At 40.7% G+C, this 14,991-nt stretch carries 15 protein-coding genes; 2 read left to right on the top strand and 13 right to left on the bottom strand.

What is annotated here, in order from left to right:
- Window positions 1-23: 23 nt before the first annotated feature.
- From BUR11_RS11595 to BUR11_RS11575, 5 genes are all read right to left on the bottom strand, one after another.
- The gene (locus tag BUR11_RS11595) at window positions 24-350 is read right to left on the bottom strand and encodes a hypothetical protein (RefSeq protein WP_074224969.1); all 327 of its coding nucleotides are present in this window, start codon (window positions 348-350) and stop codon (window positions 24-26) included.
- A 54-nt stretch (window positions 351-404) separates the two neighbouring features.
- Window positions 405-698 carry a winged helix-turn-helix domain-containing protein gene (locus BUR11_RS11590; protein ID WP_234982149.1) on the bottom strand — a complete coding sequence of 98 codons (294 nt, stop codon included), beginning with the start codon at window positions 696-698 and terminating at the stop codon, window positions 405-407.
- Window position 699: 1 nt separating this feature from the next.
- On the bottom strand, window positions 700-1,314 hold the full coding sequence (locus BUR11_RS11585; protein WP_074224967.1) for a hypothetical protein: 615 nt from the start codon (window positions 1,312-1,314) through the stop codon (window positions 700-702).
- A gap of 93 nt (window positions 1,315-1,407) precedes the next feature.
- Window positions 1,408-2,097, bottom strand: a complete 690-nt coding sequence (locus BUR11_RS11580; protein WP_074224966.1) for a LytR/AlgR family response regulator transcription factor — start codon at window positions 2,095-2,097, stop codon at window positions 1,408-1,410.
- Window positions 2,085-3,167 (bottom strand): sensor histidine kinase, encoded by a 1,083-nt coding sequence (locus BUR11_RS11575; protein WP_074224965.1) that lies wholly within the window; start codon window positions 3,165-3,167, stop codon window positions 2,085-2,087. The genes BUR11_RS11580 and BUR11_RS11575 overlap by 13 nt, the downstream gene beginning before the upstream one ends.
- Before the next feature lie 212 nt (window positions 3,168-3,379).
- Between BUR11_RS11575 and BUR11_RS11570 the strand changes: the two genes are divergently transcribed.
- On the top strand, window positions 3,380-3,808 hold the full coding sequence (locus tag BUR11_RS11570; protein WP_074224964.1) for a hypothetical protein: 429 nt from the start codon (window positions 3,380-3,382) through the stop codon (window positions 3,806-3,808).
- A 165-nt stretch (window positions 3,809-3,973) separates the two neighbouring features.
- On the top strand, window positions 3,974-5,329 hold the full coding sequence (locus tag BUR11_RS11565; protein ID WP_084560940.1) for an amidohydrolase family protein: 1,356 nt from the start codon (window positions 3,974-3,976) through the stop codon (window positions 5,327-5,329).
- 41 nt (window positions 5,330-5,370) lie between these two features.
- Here the strand turns inward: BUR11_RS11565 and BUR11_RS11560 are convergent, their stop codons facing one another.
- The 8 genes from BUR11_RS11560 to BUR11_RS11525 form a co-directional block, all read right to left on the bottom strand.
- A complete protein-coding gene (locus tag BUR11_RS11560) occupies window positions 5,371-6,654 on the bottom strand; it encodes a metal-dependent hydrolase family protein (protein ID WP_074224962.1) in 1,284 nt (427 codons plus the stop codon).
- 126 nt (window positions 6,655-6,780) lie between these two features.
- Entirely contained in the window at window positions 6,781-8,175 is a 1,395-nt protein-coding gene (locus BUR11_RS11555) for an alpha-L-fucosidase (RefSeq protein ID WP_074224961.1), read from the bottom strand.
- A gap of 45 nt (window positions 8,176-8,220) precedes the next feature.
- Window positions 8,221-9,015 carry an alpha/beta hydrolase family protein gene (locus BUR11_RS11550; protein ID WP_074224960.1) on the bottom strand — a complete coding sequence of 265 codons (795 nt, stop codon included), beginning with the start codon at window positions 9,013-9,015 and terminating at the stop codon, window positions 8,221-8,223.
- Window positions 9,016-9,038: 23 nt separating this feature from the next.
- Window positions 9,039-9,491, bottom strand: coding sequence for a nuclear transport factor 2 family protein (locus tag BUR11_RS11545; protein ID WP_074224959.1), 453 nt, complete (start codon window positions 9,489-9,491; stop codon window positions 9,039-9,041).
- An 82-nt stretch (window positions 9,492-9,573) separates the two neighbouring features.
- Window positions 9,574-10,467 (bottom strand): NAD-dependent epimerase/dehydratase family protein, encoded by an 894-nt coding sequence (locus BUR11_RS11540; RefSeq protein WP_074224958.1) that lies wholly within the window; start codon window positions 10,465-10,467, stop codon window positions 9,574-9,576.
- Window positions 10,468-10,542: 75 nt separating this feature from the next.
- Complete coding sequence (locus BUR11_RS11535) at window positions 10,543-13,623, bottom strand: WD40/YVTN/BNR-like repeat-containing protein (protein ID WP_159439222.1); 3,081 nt, start codon at window positions 13,621-13,623, stop codon at window positions 10,543-10,545.
- Window positions 13,624-13,821: 198 nt separating this feature from the next.
- Window positions 13,822-14,457 carry a hypothetical protein gene (locus BUR11_RS11530; RefSeq protein WP_074224956.1) on the bottom strand — a complete coding sequence of 212 codons (636 nt, stop codon included), beginning with the start codon at window positions 14,455-14,457 and terminating at the stop codon, window positions 13,822-13,824.
- Window positions 14,441-14,932, bottom strand: coding sequence for an RNA polymerase sigma factor (locus tag BUR11_RS11525; protein ID WP_074224955.1), 492 nt, complete (start codon window positions 14,930-14,932; stop codon window positions 14,441-14,443). The genes BUR11_RS11530 and BUR11_RS11525 overlap by 17 nt, the downstream gene beginning before the upstream one ends.
- Window positions 14,933-14,991: the final 59 nt, after the last annotated feature.

The following is a 14,991-nucleotide window of genomic DNA, read 5'->3' as shown; positions in this document are numbered from 1 at the left end:
TTTGATTTATAAGGTGGTGGTATTTAGTTCCAATCCCCAGTAAGGCTAAATGCGAACACAGCACTTAGCCATATCGCAATAAAATAAAGTAGGGTACTAAAGAGGATCGCAATGAGTTTGGGAGTTCCTTTTGGAAACCAGACAAAGCCCATTAAGTAAAAGAAGAGTGCGCCAAAAACTCCTCCCAATGGAATAAAAGTCAAGGGAATTAACATCCATTTTTCAAATACATCTTCTTTGAATAGAATGATGAATCCTAACCAGGAAAGGGGGATCGATGCCCCAATGATTCCAGCTGCCAGCATGGATTTGGCTTGTATGCCTTTTAGAAAATCGATTTCAGTTTTCATTGTTTTAGATTTTATGAAAGTACTTTGTGTTTCAAAGTAGATGGATAAATTTTTTTAGTTTTTATTTTCTTTAATCAAATTTTCAAGGAATTCTAAATGCGCTTCAAAAGCTTTTTTGCCTTGTGAAGTGGCGGAATATGTAGTGAAAGGCTTCCTTCCTACGAATGATTTATTGACAGTAATATATTCTTGCTTTTCCAAGTTTTTAAGGTGGGATGCCAGGTTCCCATCCGTCACTTCCAGGAGTTCTTTGAAGGAATTAAAGTCATAATCCTCATTGACCATCAAGATGGACATGACCCGCAAACGGACCACGTTTTCAAATGCTTTATCGTAATTCCCCTTCACCTTATCGGTCGTATTTGTAATACATCATTGCACCATAAATAATGTGCAACACTCCAAAGCCCAAAGCCCAAATGATCAAGCCAGATCCTGGAAAAAAAGCCGAAACTAACCCAAGTATCAATTGACAATACCCTAGGTATTTGATGTCATTCAAGGTGAAATTGGAGGCATTGAGCAAGCCTAATCCATAAAAGGTCAATGTCGCAGGTACGACCATTTCCAAATTATCCATCGAAATCAAGGCCAAACAAAATAATCCCCCTGCGATCACAGGAACGAACAATGCTTGAATGAATCGTTTGCTTGCTGGTGTCCAGAATTTTTGTGATTTCTTTTTGCTTTTGTTCTGGCTCATGACCCATGCAGTACCTATAGACAAGAGCAACACCGTAATGGCAGTCCATAAAAGATGATTGACGATCCCTTCTTGCTGTGTTTTGGATAAATCCAAACCATAAGGAACGCCCGGATAATAAATCCAGGTATAAGCAACGCCCGATGCAATCAATGCATAGGTGCCGGCTAAGATTCCAGAGATTCCACTAAGGGATAAGAAGCGGGTACTTCGCTCCATCATCGATTTAATGTCGGCTAATTCTTGCTCAGGTCTTGTCATTTTAAAAGTACTTTGAATTACAAAGTAAAATTAAATAATTGGATTTTCGATTATTTGGGAAATATTTTTTAAAAAAAATTAAGGAAACCGTTTCTATTCAAATTGCTGGAGCTTTTTAAGGACTTCTTCCTTGAAACTACGGCTGATCGTCAATGCTTTATTGGCAATTTCCAAGTATTCATGAGTATAGGAATGAATGGCTGAAATGTTTCCTATGTAGGATCGATGAAATCTCAAAAATTGATTTTTTGGGAGTTTTGATTCAAAATTGGAAATGCTTTCTCGGACTACCAATACCCGGTCTTTCAAATGGATTTTTAAATAGTCTGAATAACTTTCTAGGTACAAAATGTCGGAGAATTCTACTTTTTCCATCTTTCTGTCCTGACGCACAAATAAAAAGTCCTGCTTTTCCCCTTCTTGAATGACCTCCTTTTTTTGATCCTGAACTTTGGAAAGTGCTTTTAAAAAGCGGTCAAAAGGGATAGGCTTCAACAAATAATCAGTTGCAGCCAAATCAAATCCATCAATCGCATATTCTCTATAGGCAGTTGTGAAAATTATATGGGTTTCAGGAGGGAGGATCTTTGCAAATGATATTCCATCGATTCCTGGCATATTGATATCCAAAAAAACCAATTGAACTGGGTTTGACTTCATTTGGTCAAATGCCTCGTGCGCACTGGAGCAGCAACCCACCAAATTCAGGTAATCCACCTTGGAGATGTATTCTTTTAGAATATCTTGGGCGATAGGTTCATCATCTACGATCAGGCAATCCATTCTTGTGGGGTTTGAATTTCTAATTTTACTAGGAAGTAATCTGTTCCTTTTTCTATGGAGAATTGATGGGTATCTGGGTACAATAGAGCCAGTCTCTTTTGGATGTTTTTCAATCCGATTCCGGTGGACTTTTTCCCTTGGGTTTGGTTTTGAGGCTCAAAAGAGTTCTTTAAGTAAAAACCCACTTTTCCATCTTTCACTGTGATTCTCAAATCCACAAAGGCATCTATATGCAGGGTTTTCCCATGTTTAAAGCTATTTTCCAACAGAGGCAAAAATAGCATGGGAGCAATTTGAATATGGTCTTGGTTTTCCGGTAAAGAGGTGGTGATTTTAAGTTTGGCTTTATGGCGAAGCTTTTCCAAAGCCAAATAATCTTGGAGATGATCGATTTCATCTTGTAGCGGTACCAAGGACTTTTTGGTTTGATAGAGGATGTAATCCAATAAATTTGAAAGCTTGAGAATCAGTTCGGGGGTTTGATGATCTTTCGCGATGGCAGATCCATATATTGAATTGAGGGTGTTGAATAAAAAGTGAGGATGGATTTGCATCTTCAAATAGGAGAGTTCCTCTTGCTTGAGTTGGAGTTCTCCATTGACCAAGGCAAATTGGAGTTCTTTATTCCGGATTTGCATTTTATAGCTTTCCCTATAAGCGGAAAAGAGGGAAGTCAATAAGACCACCATGTATACTCCTATCAGGATGAGGTATAGGTTTTTTGTCAGCAGGAAATCACTGTTGAATGTCTCTAAGGAATTGATGAAAAGAAACCCATAAAATGAGGAGGTAGTGATCAGAAAACTGGAAATGATCACTGTATATAGGGTGTAGATAGAAAACCAGAGATATTGTTGCTTGAACAGGTAATGGGGAATCAGGTGAAAGCTGAACACATGGACAATCCCTAAGGTAACCGGAAGCAAAAAAGCACTGAAAGCCATTACTGGGCCCAGATTGGAAATGGTGATCCCAAAGTAAAATGTAAAAAAAAGGAAGATTCCCAGACACAATAGCAATTGCGTCAATAGCTTTTTTGAAAGGATTCGAATCAGATCTTTATACTTCATGGGAAGGACCAAGATCCTTTAAATTAATGTAATTGCAAAGATTTTACGATGGTTGACGGATTTAATGCGGTAAATAACCTAAGAGCTCCTATTTTAGTCATCAACCTTTTTGAAATGGTTGTTTGGTCTGCTACTCTTGTTATTGATCGAAAATTCTGAGAGCTTTCCATTTGTCTGCTTAGAATTGTTTCATCATCTAAATCGAAAAAGAAATGAAATTAATTGCAACTGTATTCGGATTAAATCTATCGTTTTCAAATGTGTTTGTTGAACGGTTTGTAGAGGGTGGCTTAAGTGGGATGACCTTGATCTTGGTTTGTTTAATTCTAGCTGTATTTTTTACTTGGAAGGCCTTCTCTCATCTAAAAAGTGAGACGGGGCAATTCTTGAAATACAAGAAATTGATCAATCAAATTGTGCTGCTCGCATTGGTGATTTCCTTCGCGAATAGTTTGTTTGGACTGATTTCCGCCTTCGATGCCTTGGAAGCTTCAGGAGGAGCAGAACCAGCCATTGTAGCAGGAGGATTAAAAATCACCCTACTTTCTCCCACTTTTGGTTTATTGGTATTTATTCTGGGCCATGTGGCGACCTTTACGTTAAGTTGGATGAGAAATGCTGAATTAGAAGAAGCAGCCTGATTCCAACCAGTCAACATTCTTTCCAAGGAGAACAAACCTGTTGTCAGGCATAGTTCTCCTTTTTTTGATTTCATGAAACAGGGATTGAATAAAGTCTATCGTACCTGAGACTCATGAAAATCAGTATATTGGAAATTGATTATCCACCCAATTTATTTCAACCTTATGAATAAAAGACTTGTTCTGGTCTTCGTGCTATTGATTTTTTCCAGTAGCCAAGTGTTTTGTCAACATATGATCATCAATGGAGGCTGGGTTTTTGACACGTCTACCAAAACCTTTAAAAAGAATAAGGGGATCTATTTGGTGAATGGAATTTTTGGAACTGGATCAGAAAATGTGATGAATTGGGAGGTGATGTCTCTGAGCGATGAAGATTACATTTTGCCAGGACTAATCGACTTACATGCCCATTATCGAATCAGCTACAATCAACAAGCATATGACGATACGGTAGCGATGCCTAAAATTTTTCTGGCCAATGGCATTACCAGTACATTTCCGGCAGGGGAAATAGAGCCAGAGAAAATGTGGGATCTACAGAAAGATATTGAGGCCAATAAAAGGCCTGGTCCTAGAATTCTTCATTCTGGCCCCTATTATGGAACAGCAGCTCCTGATTGGAACCCGAATTTTACGGAAAGAGATATTCGTGATCGAGTGGATTATTGGGCAAAAAGAGGAGCCTATGGTTTGAAAGCCAAAGGGATTACTCCTGAGCATTTGGCCATTCTTATCGACCAGGCTCATAAGAATAAATTGACGGTAACTGGTCATTTGGATTCTGGATTTAAAAATTCTGTCAATCCTCAAGATGCAATTCACATGGGAATTGATCGGGTGGAGCATTTTTTAGGAGGGAATTTATTGGTTGATACTACCAACGCATATAATAGTTTGAAAGAACTGGACCCCATGGATCCAGAAATGGAGGAAATCATTCAATTGTATATTCAAAACGGGGTTTATTTCGATGCTACATTAGGAACCTATAGGGCAATAGGGATGGTGGATTCCCCAATCTTTTTTGATTGGGCCTATGAGGGCCAATATTTTACCCCTTTTACAAAAAAACTGATAGAAGGGATCAAGCCTTCTGACTTTAATGCCTTATGTGCAAAGATATATCCGGTAAAACAAGGAGTCTTAAAACGATATTATGATGCTGGAGGCTTGATAACAGTTGGAACAGACAGGCCTTTGTTATTGGATAATTATCTAGGAGGAGGAATCGGAGGGTTTTTCATTCATCGGGAAATGGCAGCCATGGTGGAAGTTGGAATTCCCGCAGCTGATGTATTGTATTTTGCAACACAACAAAATGCCGAGGCCTTGGGAATTGAGGATCGTGCGGGAAGCATCAGTCCTGGGAAATGGGCAGATTTGATGATTACCAAAGGAAACCCAATCGAGGATATCAAGAGAACCCGGTTCGTCCATACCGTGATCAAAGGGGGGAAGATCTATTCATCAGAAGAATTGAAAAATGCAGCCAAAGGGAAGTTGGGGCCGGAGAATTGATCATAATTATGAGATCAAATCCATTTTCAGCTTCTTCGATACTACTTGATTGATTTGATCACTTTTCCTCCTTTCATGACGAATTCTACGCGGGACAATTCAGTAATATCCTCTAGGGGGTTGTTCTTCGTGGCAATGATGTCTGCAAATTTTCCAACCTTGATACTTCCTATTTCATCCTCTTTCATTAGTAACTCCGCATTTACTTTAGTTCCTGCGAGTATTGCCTGCAAAGGAGACATTCCCAATTTCACCAGCAACTCGAATTCCTTGGCAGCAAAATAGGGAGGGAAGCCAACATTGTCTGAACCAATTCCCACTTTTACCCCTCGTTCAATTGCTTTTGAATACATCTTCCATGACTCCTCTCTATGCTTCAAGGTTAATTCATACATTTTGGCTTGGGCCTCACTTTCCTTCCATGTCTCCAATCCATACTCTCCCACACTGACAGTAGGAATCAAAAATGCATCATACTCCAAAAACAGATCAATGCTTTCATCATTCAAAAAGGTGCCATGTTCTATGGATCTTGCCCCAAATTGGATCGCTTTATTGATGCCCTCTGTAGCATGCGCATGAGCCATCACCGGAACACCTCTTCTTTTGGCTTCTTCCATCGCTGCAACTATTTCCTCATCACTAAACTGGACATTTTGTGGGTTGTCTCCTTCGGACATAAAAGCCCCGGTAACCAAAATTTTAATCCAGTCACTTCCATATTTTATTTCCTCCCGAATAGCCTTTTGAATTTCCTCTTTACCATCTACCACCAAACCATCAGCAATAATCGATTGATCCGGGGAGAAAAAATTAATATCACCTCCACCTCCTGTAACTGATAAGTAATGTCCTGCTCCGTAGATTCTTGGGCCATCAAATAAACCATTGTTTATTGCATCTCTGATTTCAAAATGGGCGTATTGTGTATCCGCATCACCAGCTATTCTTAAAGTAGTCCAACCCTCATTCAGCCAATTTTGGACTGCTTTTAATCCTCTGAGTGCATTGAAAGCAGAGGATCCTTTTAAGTGATTTACTTGGTAATCGTCTCCATAAATTAAGGGATGCACATGTGCGTCTATCAATCCTGGCAGCACAGTATATGCGGAAAGATCTATCACTTCATAATCAGGCTTTATAATACCTCTATTTCCGATTTCTACAATTCTATCCTCCTCAATTAGGATTACTGTATTGGTGAGGACAGCTTCATCTTCAGCGGTAATAAGTTTGCCACATATGATTGCAGTTTTTACTTGAGCATGAAGCGCAAAGGAAAACATGAGCATAAGTACGGATAAGACAATTCGGTTTTTCATCATCAGTTTTTTTGAGGCATGGACAGGTTGACTATGCGCAATTTATTGGGCATCCCTTGAGCTAGTTACCGCTTTTTATCCTACAATAGCCTAGCATGAATTCTTTTCGGAGGTATATATTATCAAAGCCTAATCCAATAAATATACACTAAAGTCATTGATTTGGACTTCCCCCTTTGATTCCAAAATTTTCAAGCGTACCTCCGATACCTCCATTTCATCAAATTGATGGATGAACTTATGACCTATGACTGAACCTTCAAAAATGGTTTGCCAACCCCTATTGGTTTTGCCTTCCACTATAAATTTTCGAATACGTTCTCCTTTGGAGATTTCCTCCATTAAGACCAATTGATTGAGTGCAGTTCGTTTTGGTAGTTTGATGCTAAGTTTATTCCCAGAACCTGAAGTAGACCCAATTTTATTGCTAAACCTTCTCTTGATTTCATCTCCGAATTCCTTTAATCGTTTGGCATCAGTGTCGGGAATTAGGCCTTCTGCATTGGGAGTCAACCCTAAAATCAGACTGGTGTTATGACCTACCGAATTATAATACATATTGACAAGTTCCTCCAAGGGATATACCAAATGCTCTCTTCCAGGTTCCCAAAACCAATCATGTCCTCCATGTCCCCTCAAGGGGGCATCGCTCATGGCGGGCATGTAATAAGTTCCGTTGGGGTCTCCGGTTTTCAGTAATTCAAAATTGTTTCTACTGATTTCTTCCCGTGCACTTTCTCCCGATCCTATTGCCGGGTAAGCAAAGGTTCCCCAACTCGGATAAGGAACAGTTCCGGATTCACTGCCTCCCCAACGCATATCTGCCCGCTGTAGGTTATGGTAAAACAACCCATTAGGTTGGTATTTTTCGAATAGGGATAAAACATCTGGGCCTCCTTGTTCAGGTCCATGTGCACCTCCATCAAACCAAACCATGGCCCAGTCTCCATAATTGGTAAAAATCTCTTTGACCATACCTTGGACCATGCTGTTATAATGCTGCTGGCGATTTTTAGCAAATTCACTAGCCCCTTCGATCCTAAAATCGTGGATTCCATAGAAGGAATTCCATCTGATTCCAATATAAACTCCAGCTTGGAGCCCATACTTTTCACAAGAAGCTTTAAAATCCCGGAGTAGATCGCCCTTGCCATCCTGCCATTTCAAAGCCTTCATGCTATATGGGTTGTAATCACTTTGAAATAAAGCAAAGCCAGTTTCATGGGTAGCAGTCAAAATAGCAATTTTTACTCCTGCTTCTTTTGCCGCTTTTACCCACTGGTCTGTATCCAGTTTTTCAGGATTGAAAATGTTGTAATCTGGAATTGGAGTAATTCGGTTATACGCCTGGTTGTAAACTTTCCCATCAAACACATGGAGATCATAGTGAAAGACGGCTACCATCTCTGCATTTTGCCAGTTTAGCTGGGCCTGGGTTGGAATAGGGACTACATCTTGGGCTTGGGAAAAGGTCAAACCTAGGATAACCAAGCAAAAGCTTAACAGGGATTTTTTAAAGGACATATTGGGTTAAAATCTTTTCGAAGCTTCAAAAAAAATGGATTGAATTTACTTTTCAATGCTTTTAAGTATAAAGTCCACTAAAGGACTGGGATCTTTTAAGCTATGGGGGTGATGGCCAACCCCAGGTTTTGGGATCAAGGTGATTTCTCCACCAGCTTTCCGAAATTCTTCTGCTAGTAAATAGGTGTTTTCCATAAAGGGTACCACTTTGTCTGATTCCCCATAAACATGGATGACAGGAATCTTTGCTTTGGCAATTGCCACACTCTTGTAGATGGGAATTCCTTTAAAATCACGAACCGAAGCAGAATCCAATCCATAGACTTCCAAACATTTCACCCAATCACTGGCGCTACCCTGACCAGCGAATAATCCTCCCGGCCAACTTTTGATGTCGCAGACCGGAGCATCTGCATAGATAGAATACACCTTTTCGGTATTTTCTGCGGCCCAATTATAAATGATCAGACCACCACGGCTCATGCCTTCCAAAACCACCTTCGGATTTAGCTTGTATTCTTTTCTACAGAATTCATAAAACTCATTCCATCGTTGCACGGCTTCTGGATTACCGAATAAGCCGGCTACATCTACATAAACTACATGAAATCCTTTTTCTAATAAGGCTTGGTCCAATTGAGGCTCATGCCCCCAGAATCGAGCTCTCCAAATCCAGTTTTTAGCTTCATTTGCCTTTTTGGGGATTACGATCTTTGCTTCATGGCCTTGAAATACAAACTCCTTTACTTCATATTCTGAAAAAGCAGACTCTTGGGCAAAGCTTTGGGAAAACCAAAAGCTCAAACCTAAAATCGTAATGGCTTTGATCAGAGAGTTCATGAGTTAGCTGGGTTTAGGCGAATTTACAGTTCCTCCTTTGGAATGGCCATGGTGTGGTTTCCTATCAACAAGCATTTGCCACCTATTTCCACATAAGTTCTCATAAAATGATAGGTAGTGGGTTCAGGTCCTCGATCTACCACAGTAATTCCCGTGACTACTGCAGTATTGCCAGTAATGGCCACTTTCACATCTCGTTGGACCCTTGATCGGGTATTTGAAGTTCCTGCTGCTTTCTTTTTTTTGGCCCCTTCAACTACTGTTCCTTTAGAATCCACCATGGAAACATGATTATGTACCCAGACAAACTCCTCTCCCAACGTGGATTCAAAAAAATCAGGGTCTGGGTGCAAATTTGCCTCCTCCCATTTTGCATCAAGAAGTTTGATGTTTTCTTCTGTCATACAGGTAGTCTGAGCGGAAGCTATGAAATAGGAGGAAAATACGAGAAGGAATAAAAGAATGCTGGCTCTCATTTGAATTAGGGTATGGGCTAGAAAATAAGTGAAAGGTTTAGGTCGAATGGGTAAGCACAGGATTGGCTCCAAAATGATTAGGCTATTCCCAGTTCAAATAATTTCTCCAATGATGCTGCTCTTTGAAGCCCAGTACTTCTTTGATTTTTCGATTGGAGAATAAGGCTTCATGCTCTTCCAATTCACGGGTGATGGGTACTCCTGGAAAGAATTGTTCAGCCAGTTCTTTACTTGGAATCACCGCTCCGTTGTGGTCATTTCCTGCATTAAAGACTTGGTATCCTAACCCGTCTTTCTTCAGGCATAAGTCCACAATTTGCCCTAAATCCCTGGCATCGATATAGCAAAAGGCATTCCTTCTTCTTACCTCAGGATGTTCCAAATAGTGAGGGAATAATTCGGCATATTCATGAGGCTCGATTACATTTCCGATACGAAGGGCATATATGTCATAGCCTGATCTACGCTGGAAGGTTCGGGCCGTTTTTTCATTGACTACTTTGGATAGGCCATAACTATCCATGGGATCCACATCATAGTCTTCTTCTAAAGGCAGAGACATGGGGTCAGTTTTTCCATCAGAAAAACAAATCCCGTAGGTGGTTTCCGAAGAAGCGATGATGATTTTTTTTATTCCCAACTTTACTGCCGACTCAATCACATTGTAGGTACCAATGGTATTTACTCGGAAAGTTTCATTATCAGGATTGATCAAAATTCTTGGGACAGCAGCAAAGTGAACCACTGCGTCAAACTTGGGGGTACCATTACCTATTTCCAATTCACCCAGATTGGAATAGGAGGACATGGCATTGAACATTTGGCCCGAATCGGTGATATCGGCGATCAAATTATCCACTTTAGGGTGATCCAAAGGTTTCAGGTCTACATTCATGACCTGATGTCCCTGATCCAATAAGTAAGGGATGACATGTTTGCCAGCTTTACCTGAACCTCCTGTAAAGAATATTCGCATGTTGAGATTGGGGTTTATTGTGAAAATGAGACAAGGATCATTCAAAGCACATCATCTTGAATGATCCCTTTAGACTTATTTATCTACGCTTAATTGATGCTCTTTTTTAAGACCTTTATTGATTTTAGGAACAGTAGTTTTAATGACTTGATCCCGTTCTTCTTTCAATTTTGGTTTCATGGAGCTGTAATACTCGAATTGTGCTTTTTGATCCGAAGTCCATGGACCAATATAATTATCAATCTGAGAATAAAGCGTTCTGATGCGGCTGTTTAATTCTCCATATTTTCTGATTATTTCTTTCAAAGGAGCTGCATCATCCTGATCGTATGAAATGTTTTCTTCCTCCAGTTTTTCTAATTGTTCCTCTAGTTTTTGAACCGGTGCTCTGTCTTCCGCTACTTCCGAACTCAATGCAAGGATTTCTTTAAGAGAGGCAGTCCATTCTTTTCTTACTCCAAGTGGAATATCAAGCCTTGGGTCATCGTTCACCCTGAAATTCTCTTCAAAGACTTCTCCATTCACTTCTAGCTTGGCAGTGTACAATCCGGGAAGTACAAAAGGACCATTCATTCTAAACCTACCAGATCCAGGAGCATCATATTCGTACCTCAAATCCCACATAATGCGGTGAAGACCAGATTTATTCTTGGCTTTTACTTCACTTACATACTCACCATTGCTATCATAAATCTTCAAGCTGATGGCGTCTTTTCCTACAGAATCCTGGAGGTAATAATCCATGGCAGCACCGAAGGCTGGGTTTTCGCCACGGTAATACATATCACCGGTATGAGCCCCGTCATTGGTATAATTGATCATTGCTGCGTCTCCGATCGAGAATAATTCGGCAGATTGCTCAAGTACTTCTGGAGTCAATTCCTGTAAGGCATTCACCTGGTCCAAAATCCAGACCCCACGTCCATGGGATCCCAGTACCAAGTCATTGTCTCTAGGGTGAATGACCAAATCATTGAAAGGAAGTGTAGGCATATTGCTTTTCAATTCCACCCAGTGTTTTCCAGCATCAATGCTGATAAACAATCCGAATTCTGTTCCTAAGTACAATAAATCTGGATTCTTAGGGTCCTCTCTTAAGGTTCTCGCCACGCGATTGGCTGGTAAATCACCTGCTACAGATTCCCATGTTTTCCCATAATCTTCCGTGCGGTAGATGTAATTGCTATAATCATCATTTCTATAATTATTGATCGCTACATAAGCCCTTCCCGCTTGATGTGCCGAAGGTTCAAATGTATTGATCCAGGTTTCCTTTGGTAAACCTTCCAAGGTGCTACTTACATCATTCCAGGTTTTTCCACCATCCCAAGACACTTGTAATAAACCATCATCAGTACCGGCATAAAGCATTCCAGGAGTATGAAGGTCTTCCGCAACGGCGGTAAGGGTAGGGTAGTAAGGAATTCCATCATCCAAAGAAGCGGTGTGCTCATCTGGTCGTTGTCCCATGATCAAAAGCTCACGACGATTCACCTTGGTCGTTAAATCACCTAAAGGAACCCAACTTGCTCCATTGTCCGTGCTTTTCCATAATACATTGGTACCTGCATAAATGGTGTTGGGGTCATGGTTTGATAGAAAGAAAGGTCCATCCCAATTGCCGGGAGCCATGGCATTTCCTAATTCTGGTTCGGGAAGTCCAGGACCCCAAGCATCCCAGTTTCTTCTGGCACCAATTCTACCTTTTGGATCACCGGGGCGAATGTCTTGACGTTGTCCATTTTTCATATTGAGTCGGGAAAGACCCAAGTATTGAGACTCGGTGTACACTACATCCGGATCGTTTTGATCTACCAAGTTAAGGAAGCCATCGCCTCCACCTAATCTCTTCCAATCCTCATTGAGTATTCCATCTCTGCGGTAGGTTTCACTTGGTCCTACCCAGCTTCCATTGTCTTGCAATCCACCATAAACATTGTATGGAACCGCATTATCCACAGAGATTCTATAGTATTGGCTGACAGGTAGATTGTTGATAAAAAGCCATTTGAGACCGCGATCGTACGAAATTCCTATACCTCCGTCATCTCCTTTGATGACATGTCTAGAATCCTTGGGATTCACCCACAAAATCCGATCATCCCCGTGTAGGGATTGACGTGGTGCGGTAAAGGTTCTTCCGCTATCGCTGGAATAGCTGTATTGGTTCATCATATAGATGCGTGATTCATCACTTGGGTCCACCAAAGGCTGGGAAGCATACATGGGTCTAGGGTTCCAGTCGCTCATCAACTCCCAACTTTCTCCTTTGTCCTTGCTTCGGTAGATTCCTGCTCTCCGTTCATTGTATGCTGTGGAGGCATTGTATTGAAAACCTTGTTCCAATGATATAAATACCACCTCTGGATTTTTGCGATAAATCGAAATCCCAATTCTTCCATAATCTCCCTCTGGAAGACCATTGCTTAGTTCTTTCCAGGTTTTACCTCCATCGATGGATTTATGAATTCCACTTCCAGATCCTCCTCCATGAAAACCATAAGGCTTTCTCATTCTCTGGTAAGTAGCCGCATAAAGAATAGAAGGATCTGAAGGATCCATAGCCACATCGACTACGCCTGTTTCCTCATCCACATAAATCAATCGTTCCCAGGTTTTTCCACTGTCACTGGTTTTGTAAAGTCCTCTTTCTTCATTGGGGCCCCACAAATGACCCATGGCAGCCACGTAAGCCACAGCAGTGTCAGTAGGATGGAGAACGATTCTTCCGATATGGTGAGAATCTTTCAACCCCACATTTTTCCAGGTTTTTCCTCCATCATGAGATAGGTAAACCCCATCTCCCCAGGAATTACTTTGTCTATTGGCTCTTTCCCCAGTTCCTACCCAAAGGATATTGGGATGTGCTTGGTTCAAAGCAATTGCACCTATGGAATGGGTGTTTTCATTTTCAAATACCGGTTCGAATGAGATTCCATTGTCGCTGGTTTTCCAGATTCCACCGGTAGCAGTGGCCGCATAAAACGTGTAAGGATCTGATTCCAGAACTGCCAAGTCCACAATTCTTCCACTCATGGTGGCAGGACCAATATTTCTTAAGGGCAGTCCATCCAATAGCTGACTAGTCAACTGCTGGCTAAAGACAGAAAATGAAAGGCTCAAGCAGAGCAAGAGCAAAAGGGATTTGGTTTTCATAAGGGTGGTTTTCTTTATCAACTTGAATTTAATCAGATGTGGGGAGTCTGCCATCTAATTTTTGAGGAATGGTGGAGAGTTGATAGGGAAGTAAAGAAAAAATAATCCAATGAAGAATTGTGAATTTTAGGTATAAATAGCGGTAAAGTGGAATTATATGTTCCACTTTACCTCATTAGTCATCTTGCAATCAAGAGATCAGCGCTGCAGTTCTTCCATTTCGGCAAGTGCATGATCGAGCTTATCCAAGATTTTGCCATAGATGGCTTTCACATCTTCTTGATGGATCACTTTACTAAATGCGCTCATGACACCCGCTCCAATAAGGATGACCAAAGTGGTATAGGTATGAAGACCGAAAATCAAATCAGAGGTACTTTCAGCTACTTTTTCACGCATGGGCGAAAAGATGTCGGAGTACCAAATCCCAAAATAAAAGAGCAAGATTAACGCTGGATATACGAATCGATACATGTTGCCATAGCGCTCGGTAGAGCGATCAATCCATTCTTTAAAGGATTTTAAAAAAACATAACTGCTTTGTCCCTTATCTAGCTTCTCTAAGGATTTTAATTCTTGGTAAGCTGTATAGGCTACATAGAGCATCATAATCAGCATAAGGCTACCAGCCAATAGTGCACCTGCCAATACTGCCCCGATAAACAAGAGGGAGGAACCAATGATAATTCCCCAAATATTGATTTTGAACATTTTTTCAAATTTCTCAATCAGGTGTATGGACTTCCTATTGTAAATTTTATTGACCTTAGGAGCTATCAGCGCATCGTTTTTTAGAAATCCTTGTTTCCAGGTAGTTTCAATTGATTTTTCCATCTAATAATTTTTTTAAGCGTTCTTTAATACGGTTGATTTTCACCCCGATATGATTGGGGTTGGTACCCATGATGTCAGCGATTTCCTGATAGGTTTTTTCTTCCAGATACAGTAAAATTATTCCTCTGTCGACTTCGGATAATTTCCTGATGGCTTGGAATAGTTGTTCCAATGACTCGTCTGAAAATGCCTTCGAATCTTCTGTTAGCTCCTCAGGAATAAATTCTGAACCGGTTTGCTGAGGGGTATTCTTTTTTTTCTTGAGCAAAGTCATACACACATTCAGCGACAATCGATACACCCAAGTAGACCATTCCGATTGCCCTTGAAAATTGTGTCTGCTTTTCCAGATTTGTAAACACACTTCCTGATAGTAATCTTCGAAATCTTCCTGCGTATCCGTATATGCCCTGCAGATCTTGATGATAATTGGGGCATAGGGTAAAATTGATGCTGAATAAAAATCGCTGCTCACAGGCTTTTTCTTAGTTAGTGGCACAAATCATAATTTATTACACCCCATTGGATATTTTT

It is taken from the genome of Algoriphagus halophilus, assembly GCF_900129785.1.
GTDB classification, from domain to species: Bacteria; Bacteroidota; Bacteroidia; order Cytophagales; family Cyclobacteriaceae; genus Algoriphagus; species Algoriphagus halophilus.
This window is presented reverse-complemented; position numbering and strand designations above follow the sequence as displayed.

Excerpts from the sequence above, each read along its gene's own strand:
- BUR11_RS11595 (WP_074224969.1), bottom strand. The coding sequence starts at position 350 with ATGAAAACTGAAATCGATTTTCTAAAAGGCATACAAGCCAAATCCATG.
- BUR11_RS11585 (WP_074224967.1), bottom strand. The coding sequence starts at position 1,314 with ATGACAAGACCTGAGCAAGAATTAGCCGACATTAAATCGATGATGGAG.
- BUR11_RS11580 (WP_074224966.1), bottom strand. The coding sequence starts at position 2,097 with ATGGATTGCCTGATCGTAGATGATGAACCTATCGCCCAAGATATTCTA.
- BUR11_RS11575 (WP_074224965.1), bottom strand. The coding sequence starts at position 3,167 with ATGAAGTATAAAGATCTGATTCGAATCCTTTCAAAAAAGCTATTGACG.
- BUR11_RS11570 (WP_074224964.1), top strand. The coding sequence starts at position 3,380 with ATGAAATTAATTGCAACTGTATTCGGATTAAATCTATCGTTTTCAAAT.
- BUR11_RS11565 (WP_084560940.1), top strand. The coding sequence starts at position 3,974 with ATGAATAAAAGACTTGTTCTGGTCTTCGTGCTATTGATTTTTTCCAGT.
- BUR11_RS11560 (WP_074224962.1), bottom strand. The coding sequence starts at position 6,654 with ATGATGAAAAACCGAATTGTCTTATCCGTACTTATGCTCATGTTTTCC.
- BUR11_RS11555 (WP_074224961.1), bottom strand. The coding sequence starts at position 8,175 with ATGTCCTTTAAAAAATCCCTGTTAAGCTTTTGCTTGGTTATCCTAGGT.
- BUR11_RS11550 (WP_074224960.1), bottom strand. The coding sequence starts at position 9,015 with ATGAACTCTCTGATCAAAGCCATTACGATTTTAGGTTTGAGCTTTTGG.
- BUR11_RS11545 (WP_074224959.1), bottom strand. The coding sequence starts at position 9,491 with ATGAGAGCCAGCATTCTTTTATTCCTTCTCGTATTTTCCTCCTATTTC.
- BUR11_RS11540 (WP_074224958.1), bottom strand. The coding sequence starts at position 10,467 with ATGCGAATATTCTTTACAGGAGGTTCAGGTAAAGCTGGCAAACATGTC.
- BUR11_RS11535 (WP_159439222.1), bottom strand. The coding sequence starts at position 13,623 with ATGAAAACCAAATCCCTTTTGCTCTTGCTCTGCTTGAGCCTTTCATTT.
- BUR11_RS11530 (WP_074224956.1), bottom strand. The coding sequence starts at position 14,457 with ATGGAAAAATCAATTGAAACTACCTGGAAACAAGGATTTCTAAAAAAC.